Here is a 16,684-nt window from a genome sequence, read left to right on the forward strand (position 1 = left end):
GCCCCATAGACACGCACCCGGGCGGCGCGCCGTCGCATCAGGAGCCCGATCCCCCCGTCAGGGGCGGTCGAGGACAGGTCCAGGGCGTCGAGATCGGGTCTCATGCGGTCTCGCTCGGCAAGGGTGAAGTCGCGCAGGGGTGCCGGGCTGGTGGCGGCATCGTGGAGGGCGCCTTGCGCGCTGAGCTGGTCGAGCAGGGAACGGGCGCGGCACTCGTCGAGCCCGGCGGTGTGCGCCGCCTCCAGGACACGGGCCAGGTCACGGGTGCCGTCGAGGCCCTCGATCCACTGCTGGACTGATCGGGCCAGGCCGGACAGCTTGATCGCGCGAAGGGGGTGCACCCCGTATTGCAGGGTGTGCTCGTCGCGGATGATGCGCCGGAGGGCGGGCTTCACACGTGGCCTCATGGCGGGAAGGTTCGCATGGTAGAGCAAGATCCCGAGCCGGTTCCGCCTGGCCTGTGGATAACTTCTCTCCCGGGGGTCGAGCTGTGGACGGGCGCGGGGTTCTCGTCGGTGCCATCCCGCGTGGACGTCAAGTGCCAGGACGGCAGATAAAGATCGAGGAAATCAATCTTTCCCAAAGAATGACCTACGCCGGATGTCGCGCCGGGTCGAGGAAGATCGCTTAGTAAGCGCGCCGATTGCCGCAAGTCCCCCCAAAGTCGCCCAGAACCAACACGATCATGACCCCGAACCCGTGCTGTGCTGGGAATCCCCGCCTGTCCCACCACCACGACCCCCGTCCGAGCTGGTGGACGCCCGGCCGCGCATCGGGAAAGGCGCGTGCCCAAATTCACCGGCTCTTAATCATCTGACCAGCAGAAACAACGTCCACCCTCTGTGGAATTTCGTCAGTCTCGGCTAACGTGCATATGTGCCCCCCGAGACAGTCGAGGTTCGTCGCAGTTCTCGTCGCCGGCGTACGGTTTCCGCCTACCGCGACGGCGACAAGACGATCGTGCTCCTGCCCGCCTGGCTGAGCGGTGAAGACGCGGATGAATGGGTGAGCCGGATGCTGGATCGGCTGGCCGCGAAGGAACGACGGCGAAGGCCGACCGAGGAGGGCCTGCTGGAGCGGGCCAAAGAGCTGTCGGCGAAATATCTCGACGGCAAGGCCCAGCCCGTGAGCGTGCGCTGGGTCGACAACCAGCAGCACCGCTGGGGCTCCTGCACCCCGGAGAACGGGACGATCCGGATCTCCACCCGCCTCAAGGGCCTGCCCGAATGGGTCATCAACTACGTGATCATCCACGAGCTCGTGCACCTGCTCGTGCCCAGCCACGGCGCCAAGTTCTGGGCGCTGGTGGAACAGTATCCGAAAGCGGAGCGGGCGCGCGGGTTCTTGGAAGGGTTCTCCGCCGCGGCTCACACGGCGCCGGAGGAGTGTTGACGCGCATCGCCGCGGTCCTCGCACGTCAGCACATGGCACAGGCGGCACCGCCGGGCGTCGACCCGGGGGAGTTTCTGGAGGCGGTGGCCGAGGACACCTACGAGATGGTCGCAGGGCTCGAGCTCGTCACCCCAGTCCTGATCACCAGCGTGCCCGGCCTGGAGGAGATCGTCTGGCCCGGCACCGAGGTCATCACGATAGCTGAGGACGAGCCGCTGCGGGCCGTGCTCGGCCGGCTCAAGGCCGATCAGGCCGCCGTGATCTGCGGTGACGCGCCTGACCTGCCGCCCCTGCTCGTCGGCAAGCTGTTCAGGGAGCTCGGCCGGGCCGAGATCACCATCTGCCCGGCGGAGAACGGCGGCGCCGTGGCCCTGGCCTGCGCACTCCCCGCCCCCACCTGGGCCGACCCGGACCTGGACGACGAGAACGTGCTGGGCGCGCTGCGCGCCCAGGCCCCCGGGCCGCGGAGGGTCGCCACCACCCCGGGCTGGCATCGTCTGCGCACGTCGCAGGACGTCGAGCGCCTGGACCCCGGCCTCGAAGGCTGGGACAACACCAGAGCGCTGATCAGAGCGTGGTGACACGGTAAGCGACACGATTCCGGGGCACGGTGAGCGACCGCACGAAGGCGCCGTTCGGGCACGGTGAGCGACCGCACGAAAGCGCCGTTCGAGGGCGGTGAGCCACCGCACGAGAGCGCCGTTCAGGGGACGGTGAGCTCGGCGAGCACGGCGCGGTGGTCGGTCCCCGGCACGTCGCGCACGCTGACCTCCCGCACGCCCACCCGCTGATCCACCAGCACATGGTCGATCGTGATGATCGGTGGCACCCGCCTGTTCGCCGGCCAGGTCGGAATCAGCCCGGCCCCCACCTGATCGGCCGCGTCCTTGTACCCCCTGGCCAGCAGCTTCCGCAGCGCGGCATGGTCGAGGGAGGCGTTGAAGTCTCCCGCCAGGATCCGCACCCGGTCGGGGGACGCGGACGGCAGGGCGGCCAGCGTGTCGTTCCAGTGGGTGACGTTCGGGCCGAGCGGCGGGTACGGGTGCACGTCCACGAACTCGATCGGATTTCCGCCCGGCAACGACACCAGCGCGGCGGGCATCTTGTGCCCGACCGGCGGCACCACGTCCGGGAGCTGCCGCATGGGGTGCTTGGCGTAGAGCCCGCTGCCGCCGGCGCTCCACTCGTCCTCCAGCACGCGGTACGGCATCAGCTCCTTGAGCCCGGCCGCGTCCAGGTCGGAGACCGCCCCGGGCGTCAGCTCCTGCGTGCTCAGCACGTCGGGGTCGAACTCCCGGACCAGCTTCATGATCGACTCAATGTCGGCCCGCCCGAACAGCATGTTGATCGTCATGACCTTGAGCGGCCGGCCGCCCGTCGCCTCTGCCGTGCCCAGTGCCCTGGGCAGCACGCTGAATCCGAGCGCGGTCGTGGTGAGCAGCGCGATCGCGGTGGCGGCGCGTTTGCGCCCGACCGCGGCGATCAGGAGGGGGACCAGCGAGCCCGCCGCCGCGTACGGGGTCGCGGTCATGATCTGCGTGGGCAGCGACCCCCGCTCCAGCCCCGCCACCCTGGCGACCGCCCACGCCGCGAACGGGGTCACCGCGATCCAGGTCAGCGCCGACCCGGTGAACCTCCGGCGTCTGCGAGCAGGCGTCACGATCGTGCCGCCGACGGGCGACTCAGCCGAAGTGCTCACCGAATCCCCCCTCTGGAACGACGCAATGGACTCTAGCCAACCGCGCGCGAACCAGAGCCGAGGGCGGCCTGTCCACGTTTGGCCAACCGCCGCGTCGCGTCGTCCGACAGGTCGGGGATCTCGTCGACCGGGAACCAGCGCAGGTCCAGCGACTCCTCGCTGATCACCGCCTCCGCACCGCGAGGCGCCACGGCGGCGTACTCGACGTCGAGGTGCCAGCTGTTCGGTGGGTGGCACCACACGACGTGCTTGTCCACCGCCAGCGGTCCGGGGAGCAGCTCAAGCCCGGAAATTCCGGACTCCTCCAAGGCTTCTCGCAGCGCCGCGGCCGCGAGCGAGGTGTCGGAGACCTCGCAGTGCCCGCCCATCGGCAACCACATCCCGGCCTTCGGGTGCAGCGTGAGCAGCACCTGCGCGCCGTCGTGCGACAACACCGCCGTCGTCGCCGTCAGATGCCCCGGCACGCACGCGCGCAGCATCGCATCGTCGTGCGCTCCCAGGTGGTCGAGGAACTCCTTGCGCAGCGCCTCTTCCTCGGGCGTGGGCGCGGTCCAGGCGGACAACACCGCCACCGCGTCGCGGTGCAGGCTCAACTCTTGTCGCCCTCGCCGTCGCCCTGCTCGCCCTCCGGCTTGCCCGGCTTGCCCTCCAGTTCGGAGATGTCCCAGGCCGCCTCACCACGGACGAACGCCTCGGGCGCGTCGAGGTCGTCGGCCGTCGGCATGAGGTCGGGGTGGCCCCACAGCGCGTCGCGCCCGTCGATCCCGCGCTCGCTCTCCAGCGCCCGCCACAGCGCCGCCGCCTCGCGCAGCCGCCGGGGCCGCAGCTCCAGCCCGACCAGCGTCCCGAACGTCAGCTCGGCGGGCCCACCCGTGGCCCGGCGCCGGCGCACGGTCTCGGCCAGCGCGACGGCGGAGGGCAGCTTGCCCTCGGCGCTCCGGTCGACCACCGTGGCGACCCAGCCCTCGACCAGGGCGAGCATCGTCTCCAGCCGCGCCAGGGCGGCCTTCTGCCGCTCGGTCTCCTCGGGCTTGAGCAGCTTGCCGCCGCTCAGCGCCTCCTGGATCGCCTCGGGGTTGTTGATGTCGAGACCGCGGATCTGCTCTTCGAGCGCCGAGGTGTCGAGCGTGATGCCCTTGGCGTATTCCTCGACCGCGCCCAGCAGGTGCGAGCGCAGCCACGGCACGTGCTGGAACAGCCGGTGATGGGCGGCCTCGCGGAGCGCCAGGTAGATCCTGATCTCCTCGGCCGGCATCTCCAGGCCTTCGCTGAAGGAGGCGATGCCGCCGGGAAGCAGCGCGGCCGTGTCGGACAGCGGCAGGCCGATGTCGGTCGTGCCGACCACCTCGCGGGCGAGCGAGCCGATGGCCTGGCCGATCTGCTGGCCGACCATCATGCCGCCCATCTGCTTGAGCATGCCCATGAGAGGGCCGGCCATCTGTTGCGCCTCGGGCGGCAGGCCCGAGCCGCCGAGGGCGCCGCCCATGGTTTCGACCATGCGTTCGGCGATCGGCTCGCAAAGTTTGCGCCAGATCGGGATGGTGTTCTCGATCCACTCGGACCGGCTCCAGGCCTGCGGGTTGGCCACGCCGCTGGGCAGCGCGGTCGCCTCGTTCAGCCACAGGTCGGCCAGGCTCAGCGCCTCCACGATCTGGCGGCGCTCGCCTTCCATGACGCTCGGGTCGCCCTCGGCGACCACGGCGTGGCGGGCGATGTTCTTCGCCATGTCCCAGTTGACAGGGCCTGAACCCTGAGGCGCCGACAACATGTCGGCGAACTGGCGCATCGCCTGAGCCATCTGCTCAGGGTTGCCGAACATGGCGAACGGGTTTTCGTTAGGGTCGTTTTCGCGACCTGGCAGGTCAGTCACCGCTCTACCTCGTGCAGGATGGAGGAGTCCACATCCGCCACGTTAGTCGTCCTACGGCGGATCAGTGCAAAGTGAGGACCTGGTGCCTACCTCGAAACGCCCGCGCCAACCCGTCGTCGCCGTCACCGGCGCGGCCTCCGGCATCGGCCGCGAGCTGCTCGCAAGGCTCGTATCCTCCGCGGATTTCCGCAGGGTGGTGGCCATCGACGAGCAGCGCGGTGACGTTCAGGAAGCCACGTGGAGAGTGATCGACGTACGGGATCCGCTCTTGGCGAACCGCATCTCGGACATCGACGTGCTGGTCCATCTGGCCGGCGACTACGCGGTCGACTCCGACCCGGTGGAGCGGCGGGCGTACAACCTGCGGGCCGCCCAGACGGTGCTGACGGCGTGCGCCGCGGCGCGCGTGCGACGTGTGGTGTTGGTCACGAGTGCGATGGTGTACGGCGCCGCGCCCGACAACGAGGTGCCCCTCCCGGAGGACTCCCCGGTGGCGGCCGAGCCCGACACCGGCGTCGTGGGTGACTACCTGGAGATCGAGTCCCTGGTACGCAGGTCGCTACGCAGTCATCCCGGGCTCGAGGTGACCGTGCTACGCCCGGCGGCGGTCGTCGGCCCGGGCGTCGACACCGTGATCACCCGTCACTTCGAGTCGCCCAGGCTCCTGACCGTCAAGGGCTGCATCCCGCACTGGCAGTTCTGCCACGTCGACGACCTGCTCTCGGCGCTGGAGCTGGCCGCTCGCGGCGTCGTCACCGGCGTGGTGGCGGTCGGCTCCGACGGATGGCTGGGGCAGGAGCAGGTCGAGGAGCTGTCCGGCATCCGCAGGTTCGAGCTGCCCGCGGGGCTGACGTTCGGCACGGCGCAGCGCCTCCACAGGCTCGGCATCACGCCGGCGCCCGCGACCGACCTGCACTACGTGGTCTACCCGTGGGTCGTGGACTGCGCGGGGCTGCGTGAGGCGGGGTGGAAACCGTCGTGGACCAACGAGGCGGCGCTCGAGCAGCAGCTGGAGCTGCTGGAGAAGAGGACGACCGTGGTCGGCAGGCGGTTGCCCGTCAAGGAGGCCACGCTCACCGCCGCCGGTGCCACCGTCGCCGTCATCGGCACCGCCGCGATCGTCCGTCAGGTACGCAAGAAGAGGCGTCAGTAAGAGGTTAGGCTCTTTCCGTGGAAGTGATCCGGTTGCTCGCCATTCGCGACACCCCCCTGTCCGTGGACGAGGTGCTGGCCGCCGTGGGCGATCACGCCGCGGGCGGCACCACGATCTTCGTGGGCACCGTGCGGGAGCAGGACCACGGCAAGCCCGTGACCAGGCTCTCCTACTCCGCGCACCCCACGGCGGAGGCCGAGTTGCGCGCGGTGGCGGAAAAGGTCGCCGCCGACTTCCCCGTGACGGCGCTGGCCGCCGTGCATCGGGTGGGCGACCTGGAGCTGGGCGACACCGCGGTCATCGTGGCGGTGGCCGCGCCGCACCGGGACGAGGCGTTCAAGGCCTCCCGCAGGCTGATCGACGACCTCAAGGCACAGGTCCCCATCTGGAAACACCAGGTGTTCGCCGATGGCGAGACCGAATGGGTCGGCGCCTGCGAATAAGCTCATCTCATGTCACGACGTGCCCTGACGCTGCTGCTCGCGGGATTTCTCGTGCTCGCGCTCGGTGTGGTGGGAGCGTTCCGTCCGGTGCCTTACGTCGTGCTGAGCCCCGGCCCGACTGAGAACACCATCGGTGAGGTCGACAAGAAGCCCGTGATCGCGATCAATGGCCGGCAGACCTATCCCACCACCGGCGCGCTGAGCCTGGTGACGGTGGCCTACCAGGGAGGCCCTGCCGCGCAGATCGACCTGCTGACGGCGTTGCGCGGCTGGATCGACCCCACCGTGGCGGTGGTCCCGCAGGAGACCATCTTCGCTCCCGACCGCACCCAGAAGGACGTCGAGGAGGAGAACACGGTCGAGATGACCAACTCCCAAGACTCCGCAACCGCCGCCGCGCTCACGGAGCTCAAGATCCCCTTCAGCATGGTCGTGACCGTCCTGTCCACGGAGAAGGGCAAGCCGGCCGACGGCAAGTTGCAGAAGGGCGACGAGATCAACTCCGTCGACGGCACGCCGGCCACGGACACCAATGCGGTGAGCAATGCGGTCAAGGCGCACAAGCCCGGCGAGAGCGTGACCTTCAACGTCACCAGGGGCAAGGAAAGGCTCGACGTCACCGTGCAGACGGTGTCCGCCAAGGGGCAGCCCCAGGTGGGTGTGGTCATGCAGGCGAAGTACAAGTTCCCATTCGACGTCGACATCAACGTGGGCGACGTCGGCGGGCCCAGCGCGGGGCTGATGTTCTCGCTCGGCATACTCGACAAGCTCACGCCCGGCGAGCTCACGGGCGGGAAGAAGATCGCCGGCACCGGCACCATTCAGCCCACGGGCGAGGTCGGCCCGATCGGCGGCATCCAGCAGAAGATGGTGGGCGCCAAGGACTCCGGCGCGACCGTTTTCCTGACTCCCGCCGACAACTGCGCCGAGGCCATGAAGGCGGTGCCCGAGGGCCTTCGCCTGGTCAAAGCGGATACCCTGCATGACACAGTGCTGGCCTTGGACGCGCTGCGCACGGGCAAGGGAAACGTGCCCGCGTGCGAGGCCGGATGAAACTTCTGGCGACCGCCATGCGTTAGCCGTATGGCTGGCCTAGCGGTGTAGGTTGCCAGACACGGACCGTTTCTTCATTACGACGAGGGGTTGGCATTGAGCTTCCGGACCCCAGGAGCCGGCAGGGCCATGCGCTTGCCCCGCCGGCCACGACTGCTTCTGCCTGTAGCGATCGCACTCGTGGCGATCGTGGCATTGTTCTTCCTGTTTTCCGGTATCTATACCGATTATTTGTGGTTTGACGCTGTCGACTACTCATCAGTGTTCACCGGAGTTGTGCTGACCCAGATCATCCTGTTCGTGGTCGGTGCGCTGCTGATGGTCGCCATCGCAGGCGGCAACATGCTGCTGGCGTTCCGCACGCGGCCGATGTTCGGGCCGGCGATGTTCGGCGGCGCCAGCGGCGCGGACCGCTACCGCATGGCGCTCGACCCCCACCGTAAGCTGATCTTCATTGTCGGCATGGGACTGCTCGCGCTCTTCTCCGGCTCCTCGTTCGCGGGGCAGTGGCAGACGTGGGTGAAGTTCGTGAACGGTGCGTCGTTCGGCAAGCAGGACTGGCTGTTCGGCATGGACTACTCGTTCTTCATGTTCAACCTCCCGTTCATCCGGATGGTGCTGAACTTCCTGTTCACCGCCGTGATCATCTCGGCCCTCCTGGCGGCGATCACGCACTACCTCTACGGCGGGTTCCGCCTGCAGTCGCCGGGGGTGCACGCCTCCAGGGCGGCCCGGGTGCACCTGTCCGTGCTGCTCGGCATCTTCGTGCTGCTCAAGGCTGTCGCCTACTGGGTCGACCGCTACGACCTGGTCTTCTCCGACCGCGGCTTCGTGCACGGCGCGTCCTACACCGACGTCAACGCCGTCCTGCCGGCCAAGACCATTCTCGCGATCATCGCGCTGATCTGCGCCGTGCTGTTCTTCGCCGGCGTGGTGCGGCCCGGCGGCATGCTGCCCGGGGTCTCCTTCGGCCTGCTCGTGCTCTCGGCCATCCTGATCGGCGGCGTCTACCCGGCGCTGGTCGAGCAGTTCCAGGTCAAGCCCAACCAGCAGGGCAAGGAAGCGGCCTACATCCAGCGCAACATAGACGCCACGCGGGAGGCGTACAACGTCGACAAGACCGAGGTCGAGACCTACAACGCCCAGGCCGACCCGACCAAGGTCCAGCCCGGCGGCGACACCTCGGTCTCCGGCGTGCGACTGCTCGACCCGGCGCTGGTGTCGTCGACGTACGAGCAGACCCAGCGCATCCGTGGCTTCTACAACTTCGCTGAGCCGCTCGACGTCGACCGCTACCCCGACAGCACCGGCAAGATGATCGACCACGTCGTCGGCGTCCGCGAGCTGACCGGCCCGGAGGCGGGCCAGAACAACTGGATCAACCGGCACCTCGTCTACACCCACGGCTACGGCTTCGTCGCCGCGCCCGGCAACAAGGTCGACTCCAGTGGCCTGCCCGACTACGACGCCAAGGACATGCCGGTCACCGGCCCGCTGGTCACCAGCACCAAGCTCAAGGAGCCGCGGGTCTACTACGGCGAGGACCAGACGGCCGCCACCGATTACGTCATCGCCGGCGGCAACCCGAACAAGCCGCAGGAGCTCGACTACCCGAAGACGGGCGGCACGGGCCAGGAGAACACGACCTACACCGGCGGCGGCGTGCCCGTCGGATCGTTCTTCAACCGGCTGCTATACGCCGCCAAGTACGGCGAGGCCAACATCGTTCTCTCTGGCGACATCAACGACAACTCCAAGATCCTGTACGTGCGCAACCCGCGTGACAGGGTCCAGAAGGTCGCCCCGTTCCTCACGCTCGACGGCAACCCCTACCCGGCGATCGTCGACGGCCGCATCGTCTGGATCGTCGACGGCTACACGACGTCCAACGACTATCCGTTCGCGCAGAGCGAGAGCCTCGACGACATGACGCGGGACACGTCGACCGATCGCCGCGTGATCGCCCAGCAGCCGAGCGACAAGATCAACTACATTCGCAACTCGGTCAAGGCCACGGTCGACGCCTACGACGGCACGGTCAAGCTCTACGGCTGGGACGCCAACGACCCGATGCTGAAGACCTGGAGCGCGGCCTTCCCCGGCATCATCCGCCCGGCCTCGGAGATGAGCGCCGAGTTGCGCAGCCACGTGCGCTACCCGGAGGACCTGTTCAAGGTGCAGCGCTACACCCTGTCGCGCTACCACATCACCGACCCGGCCGCCTTCTACAGCGGCCAGGACTTCTGGAACGTCCCCGGCGACCCCACCCAGGGTGACAAGAACATCAAGCAGCCGCCCTACTACCTGACCACCACGATGCCGGGCGGCACGCCGACGTTCTCACTGACGACGACGTTCGTGCCGCGTCAGGGGCCCAACCTGGCGGCGTTCATGGCGGTCGACTCGTCGGCCGGCTCCGGCTACGGGCGCATCCGCATCCTGCGGATGCCGTCGAACACCCCCATCCCCGGCCCTGGACAGGCGCAAAACTCCTTCCAGAGCCGGTTCGCGGGTGAGCTCAACCTGCTGGGCGTCGGCGCCTCGTCGGTCCGCTACGGCAACCTGCTGACGCTCCCGTACGCGGGCGGACTGGTCTACATCGAACCGGTGTACATCCAGGTGGCCGCGGGCGGCGGGCAGGAGCCCTACCCGATCCTGCAGCGGGTGCTGGTGTCGTACGGCAGCAAGATCGGCGTCGGACGCACGCTGGACGAAGCCCTGAAAGAGGTCTTCGGCGAGCAGGAGCAACAACAGCAGCAGCCCAACCAGCAGGAGCAGACCCAGCCCAGCCAGACCAACGCGGCGCTCAACACGGCGATCTCCAACGCCAGGAAGGCCTACGAGGACGCCCAGAAGGCGCTGCAGGCCAGTCCGCCGGACTGGGACGCGTACGGCGAGGCACAGAAGCGGCTGGAGGAGGCACTGAAGGCGCTGCAGAGTGCCAACACGCAGCAACCGGCGCCCACGGCCAGCCCGACGGCCTCGCCGACCGCCACGCCGTCAGCCACCCCTACGGGGTCGCCATCACCCACCGGATCACCACAGGCGGACGGCACCTCTTAGCCGTTCAGTTTGCGTCACCCCCGCGTCGCCGTCTAGGCTAAGGGCACAACGCGACGCGGGGTGGAGCAGTTCGGTAGCTCGCTGGGCTCATAACCCAGAGGTCGCAGGTTCAAATCCTGCCCCCGCTACCACTTCGAGAGGCCCGGGAAACCGGGCCTCTCGTTTGTTCTCGTAACAAGTGGATGCGTTGACTGGCGCGAGCACTCGTTCCGGGGCTGTATAGTTATCACGTAACACACCAACGCGGGGTGGAGCAGTTCGGTAGCTCGCTGGGCTCATAACCCAGAGGTCGCAGGTTCAAATCCTGTCCCCGCTACCAAAAGAAGGCCCGGTCTCCAAAAATGGAGACCGGGCCTTCTGCTTTTCGGTCCATTGCATGCGTTGGGCACGGCAACTTCCCGTGGTCGCGACTCGTTCTCTCTTCAAGGGAACCACGGCCACCATGGGGGTCACCGTGAGCACGTCTCCATTACGTTCTCTGGCGATCAGGATGGTCCGCCGGCCGGCGGTCTGGAGAAAGAGCACCTTCGTGCCCGCGGTCGTCTTCACCGGCGCCCACCGTGAGGCGCAGGTCCGGATCTTCACCGGTGCCGTCGCCGCCGAGGTGCCGTACGCGGACGTGAGCTCGGACCGCGACGGCCCGCCGGCGACCTTCCGGAGACTGGTCGATCGCGTGGCCGGCGAGAAGGGCGACCTGGGTGCGCGAGTCCAGGGTTCCCTGTTGCCGGCGCCGAGATTTCCGCTCACCCAGATCATCCTGCTGGCTCTGAGAATCCACGAAGAGCATGCACAGTCAGGGAAAGAACAGCCGGGGAAAGACGCCGGAAGCGATCAGGGGAATGGCTCCCAGCGATCCCAGGATGACGTTTACCAGGAAGGCCTGCGCGAATGGCGACGGCGGCGGGCTGCGCTGCGATCGCTGGGCGGCCGGTTCGAGTTCTTCGTACGGTTCCTCGGCGGCCCTTCGATCGCGGCGGCGATAGTGACCGTGCTGCTCACCGCGTGGCTGGACACCGCGGGCGCGATCAACGCGGTCATCCTCGTGGGATCCGTCCTTTGCGCGCTCCTGGCCGCGCAACTCATGGCGCGTATCTGGTCCAGTGGCACTTACCGGCATGGATGGTTCTACGACGAGCCGTACGTTAAGCGGAACAGGCGTGAGGCGCTCGCGAGTTACCTGCGCAGGGTCGCGGAGCAGGAGGACGCCGTCATCGAGCGGCTGCTCATGTTCGCCTTCCTCGAGGATCTGCGGCTCGCCTACAGCCGCCAACGACCGTGGCCGGGATGGGGCAGGAGCGGCTACGCCGTTCTCAGGCTCGGCGATGTCGGCCGCGATGACGAGAGACTGAGATTTCTCAAGGTCATGCACAAGGTCCTCGCCGACACTGGGCGGAAGGTTCCGCTGCTCGTCATCGTGGAGGCGGAGACCTGGCCCGCGGATCTCTGCGGAGACGACCATCCGTCCGCGGCCCGAGTGAATCCGGCGAAGACGGACCTGGTCCAGGCTTATGCCGAATGGCAGACCTGCGCGATCCGGGTCTCGCCGTGCCCGTACCTGGTCGTGGACACGAACGTGGTGTACGAGAACCCCGCCGACGTGCCGCCGGTGAAGCAGCGCGCCATCCGGCGGTTACGCCCCGTCGGATATTGGCTGGTGGTCGCGGCGACCATTCTCGCCCCTCTGAGCCTGGGCGGGTGGTTGGTGCTGCGCCCCTGCGAGGCAGGCCTGTCCTCGCTGAACGGCGAATGCGTGGGTCTGAGCACCGCCACCAAGAACTTCGATCCCATGCTGGCGCCGATACTGAAACTCATCGCGGAGGAGAACGACGCCATCGCGGTGGACGCCAAGCCCTTCCGGGTCATCTATTTCGGGCCGCTCACCCGCCGCCCCGGCACGACGGACCCCGGTAACAGCCTGGTCGGGACCGCCGCGGAACTGACCGGGATCTATGCCAGGCAGCGTGATTACAACAGGCAGAAGAGCGACTGGAAGATGTATGTCGAGTTCGCCAATCCCGGGCAGGACTTCCTGAAGGCCGGCGTGGCTGCCCAGGCGATCGTCGAACGCGCGACCTGGGACCGCTCGGTGGCAGCCGTGGTCGGGCTCGGCTGGAGCCGTACAGAGGTGCAAAAAGCGCTGGGCACGCTGCGCGGGGTGCAACTGCCCGCGCTCACGACGAGCGCGACCGCCGATCGGCTGCCGGTGATCGACGGCGAGGCGTCGCCGTATTTCTACCGGATGGCGTCGCCGAACTCGCAGCAGGCCCGCGTCGCGGCTCATTGGCTGGGGGAGGGCCTGCCGCTGGCCAAGGGCAAGCTGCGCAAGAACCCGCGGGTGGGGATCCTGTGGCAGCGGGACCCGCTGGAGATCTACAGCCAGGACCTGGCCGACGAGTTCGCCAAACGGTATCCGCCCGAGTTCTCCCTGAAATACGAGTTCTCCCATGGCAACGCGCTGAAGAAGGCCGTCAAGACGGCGTGTGAGAATGGCGCCGAAGTGCTGTATTACACCGGCCGTGGGGATCTGTATCCGGCGTTGAAGGAGGGGTGGGGGAGCTACTGCGCGGAACGGAACGTGATCGTGCTGTCCGGGGACGATGTGACCAGCACGGTGGCCACGGAGGTGACACGCGACAAGGAAGGGCACAACGTGGATCTGCGGTTCATCTCGCTCAGCGATCCTCGTACGGACGCAAGCGCCCAGGCCACCACCAATTACGGGAGGGTCGTCCAGCTGGCCATGAAGGAGGTCGAAGCCGAACGCAAGAAGAGCGTGGGCGGGGGCGATCCGGCACCCGTACCGCTGCCTCCGGACCATGCCATGCTGGCCCATGACGCGGCACTGGCGGTCACCAGTGCCTTCGACGGGATCCAGAGTTACGGGGATGGCACGGACGTTCGCGCGGGGGTGCAAGACAACTTGCGCGGTCTCAGTGTCGAAGGCGCCACGGGAACGATCACCTTCCTCGCGACGCGGGCACCACATGACGCCCAGAACCGGGATCTGTGGCTCATGTCGGTGGCTCCCGGGAAGGAGCTCAAGCTCGAAGGGATCTGCCGCCCCAAAGGCTCAGCGGTCAACTGCTCGGCTACCCGGTCGGAGCGGACGGAGACCACGCGGTGAGTGCCCCGGCAGACGCCCGGCACCGCGCCCGATCCCGGGCCTTGTCCGTCGACCTGATGAATGATTACGTCATTACATGACAGATGAGGCAGTGCCGACGCTCTACGAGTGGGCGGGCGGCACCGAGGCGCTCGAGCGGCTGACCGAGGCGTTCTACCGCACGGTGGTGAAGGACGACTTGATCGGGCCGTTGTTCGCGCACATGGACCCGGATCATCCCCGACACGTGGCCATGTGGTTGAGCGAGGTGTTCGGCGGCCCCGACCGCTACACCAAAGAACGCGGCGGCTACCCCAACATGCTCCGCCACCACCTCGGCAAGGCGATCACCGAGCAGCAGCGCCGCAGGTGGGTGAACCTGCTCATGGACGCCGCCGACGAGGTCGGGCTGCCCGACGACCCTGAGTTCAGGGCGGCGTTCGCCGGCTACGTCGAATGGGGCACCCGGCTGGCCAAGCACAACTCGCAGCCCGAGGCGGCGCCTCCGCCGCACGCGCCGGTACCGCACTGGGGCTGGGGGGTCGCTCCGCCGTACCAGCCTTGACCCGGAGGGATGGGAGGCACAGCCCGCGGGCGGTTGCGCGGCTACCTGGGCGCCCGAGCTCGACCCCGACGCCGTCATCGCCCGCGCTCCCACGGTGGCGTTGATCGACGAGCCGGCCCACACGAACGTTCCCGGCTCCCATAACCCCAAGCGCCGGCAGGACGTCGACGAGATCCTCGACGCCGGCATCGACGTCATCTCCACCGCCAACATCCAGCACCTCGAATCGCTGAACGACGTAATCGAGCAGATCACCGGCGTGCCGCAGCGCGAGACCGTGCCGGACGAGGTGGTGCGGCGGGCCGACCAGATCGAGCTTGTCGACATGGCGGCCGAGGCCCCTGCGCCGCCGCATGGCCCACGGCAACGTCTATCCGGCCGAACGGGCTCGCCAACTACTTCCGCGTCGGCAACCTGACCGCCCTGCGGGAGCCGGCGCTGCTCTGGGTGGCGGTCAAAGTGGACGAGCAACTCGACCGCTACCGTACGGAACACTCCATTCAGGGCACATGGGAGACCCGCGAACGTCTGGTCGTCTCGTTCACCGGCGGCACCGAAGGGGACAGGCTCGTCCGCGGGGCGGCGCGCAGCAAGGGCTCGGCCCTGCTGGCCGTACATGTCACCAGGGCCGATGGCCTGTCCTCCAGCGGCGACCCGCCGGCGACCCGGCGCACCTGGCCCGCCGGCGCACGCTCGTCCTCGATCTTGGCCAGCCCGAGCCGGTTCCCCGCCTCCGCACGGTGACCCGCCGCACGAGCCAGCCCGAGGAGCTCTCCTCGGTACGGCTGGCGGCCATGTGATCGACCTGTCCAACAAGACGTTTCTGGAGGGGTACGGCTGACGCCCACGGAATGGCATTTCCTGGAGATCCTGCCGCGTAACCCCGGCAAGCTGCTCAGCCAGCGCCAGCTCCTGACCGAGGTCTGGGGCGCCTCCTATCCTCAAGGAGAAGCACTACCTGAGGCAGTACATGACCCGGTTGCGCCGCAAGCTCGAACGCGACCCGGCCCACCCGGCGCATCTGATGACGGAGCCCGGCATGGGGTACCGGTTCCAGCCGCGAGCCTCACGCCTTCCCCAAGATCATCGCGATGGCCTTCTGCACGGACCAGCCGAGCAGCAGGATTCCGAAGACCGCCTGCGTGACGCGCATCCAGGGGGCAGAGAACTCGTCCGCATAAATCACGATGCCAACCCACATCAGACCGAATGTCCCTACGAGGATGATTGCCGCCCAGTTCAGCCCCCGCTGCCACATATGCGAAGTCTTGCAGTCCTGGGTGAAAGAGCTGGTATCTCCGGAGTCGCCATCCGGTCACCGGCAAGGCAACACATGTGCCGGGCCGTGCTACCTGGGCAGGGTCCTGTGCGTGCCGATGCAACGCCGCAGGCGCATGCCGCGACGGCGCTGCGGCACGTCGCCCTGCGCCGCGGCGAGCAGCGCGGCGCCCGAGCGGGCGTCGGACAGGATGTGCTGCACGTCCTCGCCGTCCTCGGGCAACTGACCCTGCTCGGCCAGCTCGCTCCTGAGGAACGTCAGAGGGTTGGGTGCGTCCACGGCCTCGGCCGCCACCGACACTCGCGCGGCCGTGAGCAGGTGCAGATATTGGGTATGCAGGACAGCCTCGCGCATGCGGGCGTGCTCGAGGTCGTCGATCAGAGTCCTGGCGATTCGCAGCAGGTCCCCGGCATGGGTGGCGTCGTCGGCGAGGAAGGCGCGGATGTCGTCGAACTCCGAGCGGGTCATGGCGGGCACCTCCGAGAGCGCAGTCTGCTCGTGAGTACTTCGTACCTGGGGGCGATTGCGGATGACTTGATGTCCGCTTGCGTCCGTGGCGCTACGAGCGGACATGGCGGAGGTTTGAGGGTCAGGTGGTGAGGGAAGGACCTCATGATTACCTGAGTTGCGCGAAGTGGGTGCCCCGGACTGCTAGAGTTGCTTCGCGCAGGGCGGTCGAGGGGTTCGCAGAACCTTCGGAGAGGCCCGGCAAATCCCACTTCTTTCAAGACCATCCGGGACGATTCGCATCACTCCGGATGACCTGGTAAGTTTGAGGGGTTGTCCCGGAAACGGGACGCGGTTTAATTCCTGCAGATTTCGCGGGTCCGGTCAATTTGACAGGGATTCGGGCGGATGTAAGGATTAAGACATAACGCAAGACCGAAGCGAAACGCCGGAATAGGCGTCCGTTTCTTGAGAACTCAACAGTGTGTTAAAAGCCAGTGCATGTGCATCATCACATGTATGACCCCGTCATTTTTGACGGTTTTGCTTGGACAGATCTGTCCGGACATGTTCATTGTTTGGAGAGTTTGATCCTGGCTCAGGACGAACGCTGGCGG

The 16,684-nt window shown here is 67.6% G+C and carries 13 protein-coding genes, 2 tRNA genes and 3 pseudogenes; 12 read left to right on the forward strand and 6 right to left on the reverse strand.

Annotation, left to right across the window (positions count from 1 at the left end; genetic code table 11):
* A pseudogene (locus ETD86_RS43710) lies at positions 1-407 on the reverse strand (ThiF family adenylyltransferase); the annotation flags it as partial.
* Positions 408-876: 469 nt separating this feature from the next.
* On the opposite strand from ETD86_RS43710, the gene ETD86_RS43715 reads away from it, so the two are divergent.
* Together ETD86_RS43715 and ETD86_RS43720 are read left to right on the forward strand one after the other, a co-directional pair.
* Positions 877-1,392, forward strand: coding sequence for a M48 metallopeptidase family protein (locus tag ETD86_RS43715; RefSeq protein ID WP_170223581.1), 516 nt, complete (start codon positions 877-879; stop codon positions 1,390-1,392).
* Positions 1,389-1,973, forward strand: a complete 585-nt coding sequence (locus ETD86_RS43720; protein ID WP_138672527.1) for a glycosyltransferase family protein — start codon at positions 1,389-1,391, stop codon at positions 1,971-1,973. Before ETD86_RS43715 ends, ETD86_RS43720 begins: the two co-directional genes overlap by 4 nt.
* 122 nt (positions 1,974-2,095) lie before the next feature.
* Here the strand turns inward: ETD86_RS43720 and ETD86_RS43725 are convergent, their stop codons facing one another.
* From ETD86_RS43725 to ETD86_RS43735, 3 genes are read right to left on the reverse strand one after another with little or no spacing between them, the layout of a single operon-like run.
* Positions 2,096-3,091, reverse strand: coding sequence for an endonuclease/exonuclease/phosphatase family protein (locus ETD86_RS43725; RefSeq protein ID WP_138672528.1), 996 nt, complete (start codon positions 3,089-3,091; stop codon positions 2,096-2,098).
* 32 nt (positions 3,092-3,123) lie between these two features.
* Positions 3,124-3,684, reverse strand: a complete 561-nt coding sequence (locus ETD86_RS43730; protein ID WP_138672529.1) for an NUDIX domain-containing protein — start codon at positions 3,682-3,684, stop codon at positions 3,124-3,126.
* Complete coding sequence (locus ETD86_RS43735; RefSeq protein ID WP_246149197.1) at positions 3,681-4,961, reverse strand: zinc-dependent metalloprotease; 1,281 nt, start codon at positions 4,959-4,961, stop codon at positions 3,681-3,683. Before ETD86_RS43735 ends, ETD86_RS43730 begins: the two co-directional genes overlap by 4 nt.
* Before the next feature lie 79 nt (positions 4,962-5,040).
* Here ETD86_RS43735 and ETD86_RS43740 point away from each other — a divergent pair, with 79 nt between their 5' ends.
* From ETD86_RS43740 to ETD86_RS43785, 10 genes and pseudogenes are all read left to right on the forward strand, one after another.
* Positions 5,041-6,114: an NAD-dependent epimerase/dehydratase family protein gene (locus tag ETD86_RS43740; RefSeq protein ID WP_138672539.1), complete on the forward strand. Its 1,074-nt coding sequence runs from the start codon at positions 5,041-5,043 to the stop codon at positions 6,112-6,114.
* 17 nt (positions 6,115-6,131) lie between these two features.
* The gene (locus tag ETD86_RS43745) at positions 6,132-6,557 is read left to right on the forward strand and encodes a molybdenum cofactor biosynthesis protein MoaE (RefSeq protein ID WP_138672530.1); all 426 of its coding nucleotides are present in this window, start codon (positions 6,132-6,134) and stop codon (positions 6,555-6,557) included.
* 9 nt (positions 6,558-6,566) lie between these two features.
* Entirely contained in the window at positions 6,567-7,610 is a 1,044-nt protein-coding gene (locus tag ETD86_RS43750; protein ID WP_138672531.1) for a YlbL family protein, read from the forward strand.
* A 129-nt stretch (positions 7,611-7,739) separates the two neighbouring features.
* Positions 7,740-10,673: a UPF0182 family protein gene (locus ETD86_RS43755; protein WP_138672532.1), complete on the forward strand. Its 2,934-nt coding sequence runs from the start codon at positions 7,740-7,742 to the stop codon at positions 10,671-10,673.
* Between the two features lie 54 nt (positions 10,674-10,727).
* Positions 10,728-10,804 (forward strand) — tRNA-Met (locus ETD86_RS43760).
* A 111-nt stretch (positions 10,805-10,915) separates the two neighbouring features.
* A tRNA-Met gene (locus ETD86_RS43765) sits at positions 10,916-10,992 on the forward strand.
* A gap of 210 nt (positions 10,993-11,202) precedes the next feature.
* Positions 11,203-13,797: an ABC transporter substrate-binding protein gene (locus ETD86_RS43770; RefSeq protein ID WP_138672533.1), complete on the forward strand. Its 2,595-nt coding sequence runs from the start codon at positions 11,203-11,205 to the stop codon at positions 13,795-13,797.
* A 76-nt stretch (positions 13,798-13,873) separates the two neighbouring features.
* Entirely contained in the window at positions 13,874-14,341 is a 468-nt protein-coding gene (locus tag ETD86_RS43775) for a group II truncated hemoglobin (protein WP_138672534.1), read from the forward strand.
* A gap of 55 nt (positions 14,342-14,396) precedes the next feature.
* A pseudogene (locus ETD86_RS43780) lies at positions 14,397-15,051 on the forward strand (histidine kinase); the annotation flags it as partial.
* 121 nt (positions 15,052-15,172) lie between these two features.
* Positions 15,173-15,398, forward strand: a pseudogene (locus tag ETD86_RS43785) (winged helix-turn-helix domain-containing protein); the annotation flags it as partial.
* A 9-nt stretch (positions 15,399-15,407) separates the two neighbouring features.
* On the opposite strand, the gene ETD86_RS59420 reads toward ETD86_RS43785, so the two are convergent.
* Positions 15,408-15,542, reverse strand: coding sequence for a hypothetical protein (locus ETD86_RS59420; protein WP_281287063.1), 135 nt, complete (start codon positions 15,540-15,542; stop codon positions 15,408-15,410).
* A 147-nt stretch (positions 15,543-15,689) separates the two neighbouring features.
* Positions 15,690-16,088, reverse strand: a complete 399-nt coding sequence (locus ETD86_RS43795) for a hypothetical protein (RefSeq protein WP_138672536.1) — start codon at positions 16,086-16,088, stop codon at positions 15,690-15,692.
* Positions 16,089-16,684: the final 596 nt, after the last annotated feature.

It is taken from the genome of Nonomuraea turkmeniaca (assembly GCF_005889735.1).
GTDB classification, from domain to species: Bacteria; Actinomycetota; Actinomycetes; order Streptosporangiales; family Streptosporangiaceae; genus Nonomuraea; species Nonomuraea turkmeniaca.

Bases quoted from the DNA above. Each gene is read 5' to 3' on its own strand.
- ETD86_RS59420 (WP_281287063.1), bottom strand. From the start codon at position 15,542: ATGTGGGTTGGCATCGTGATTTATGCGGACGAGTTCTCTGCCCCCTGG.
- ETD86_RS43750 (WP_138672531.1), top strand. From the start codon at position 6,567: ATGTCACGACGTGCCCTGACGCTGCTGCTCGCGGGATTTCTCGTGCTC.
- ETD86_RS43795 (WP_138672536.1), bottom strand. From the start codon at position 16,088: ATGACCCGCTCGGAGTTCGACGACATCCGCGCCTTCCTCGCCGACGAC.
- ETD86_RS43775 (WP_138672534.1), top strand. From the start codon at position 13,874: ATGACAGATGAGGCAGTGCCGACGCTCTACGAGTGGGCGGGCGGCACC.
- ETD86_RS43755 (WP_138672532.1), top strand. From the start codon at position 7,740: ATGCGCTTGCCCCGCCGGCCACGACTGCTTCTGCCTGTAGCGATCGCA.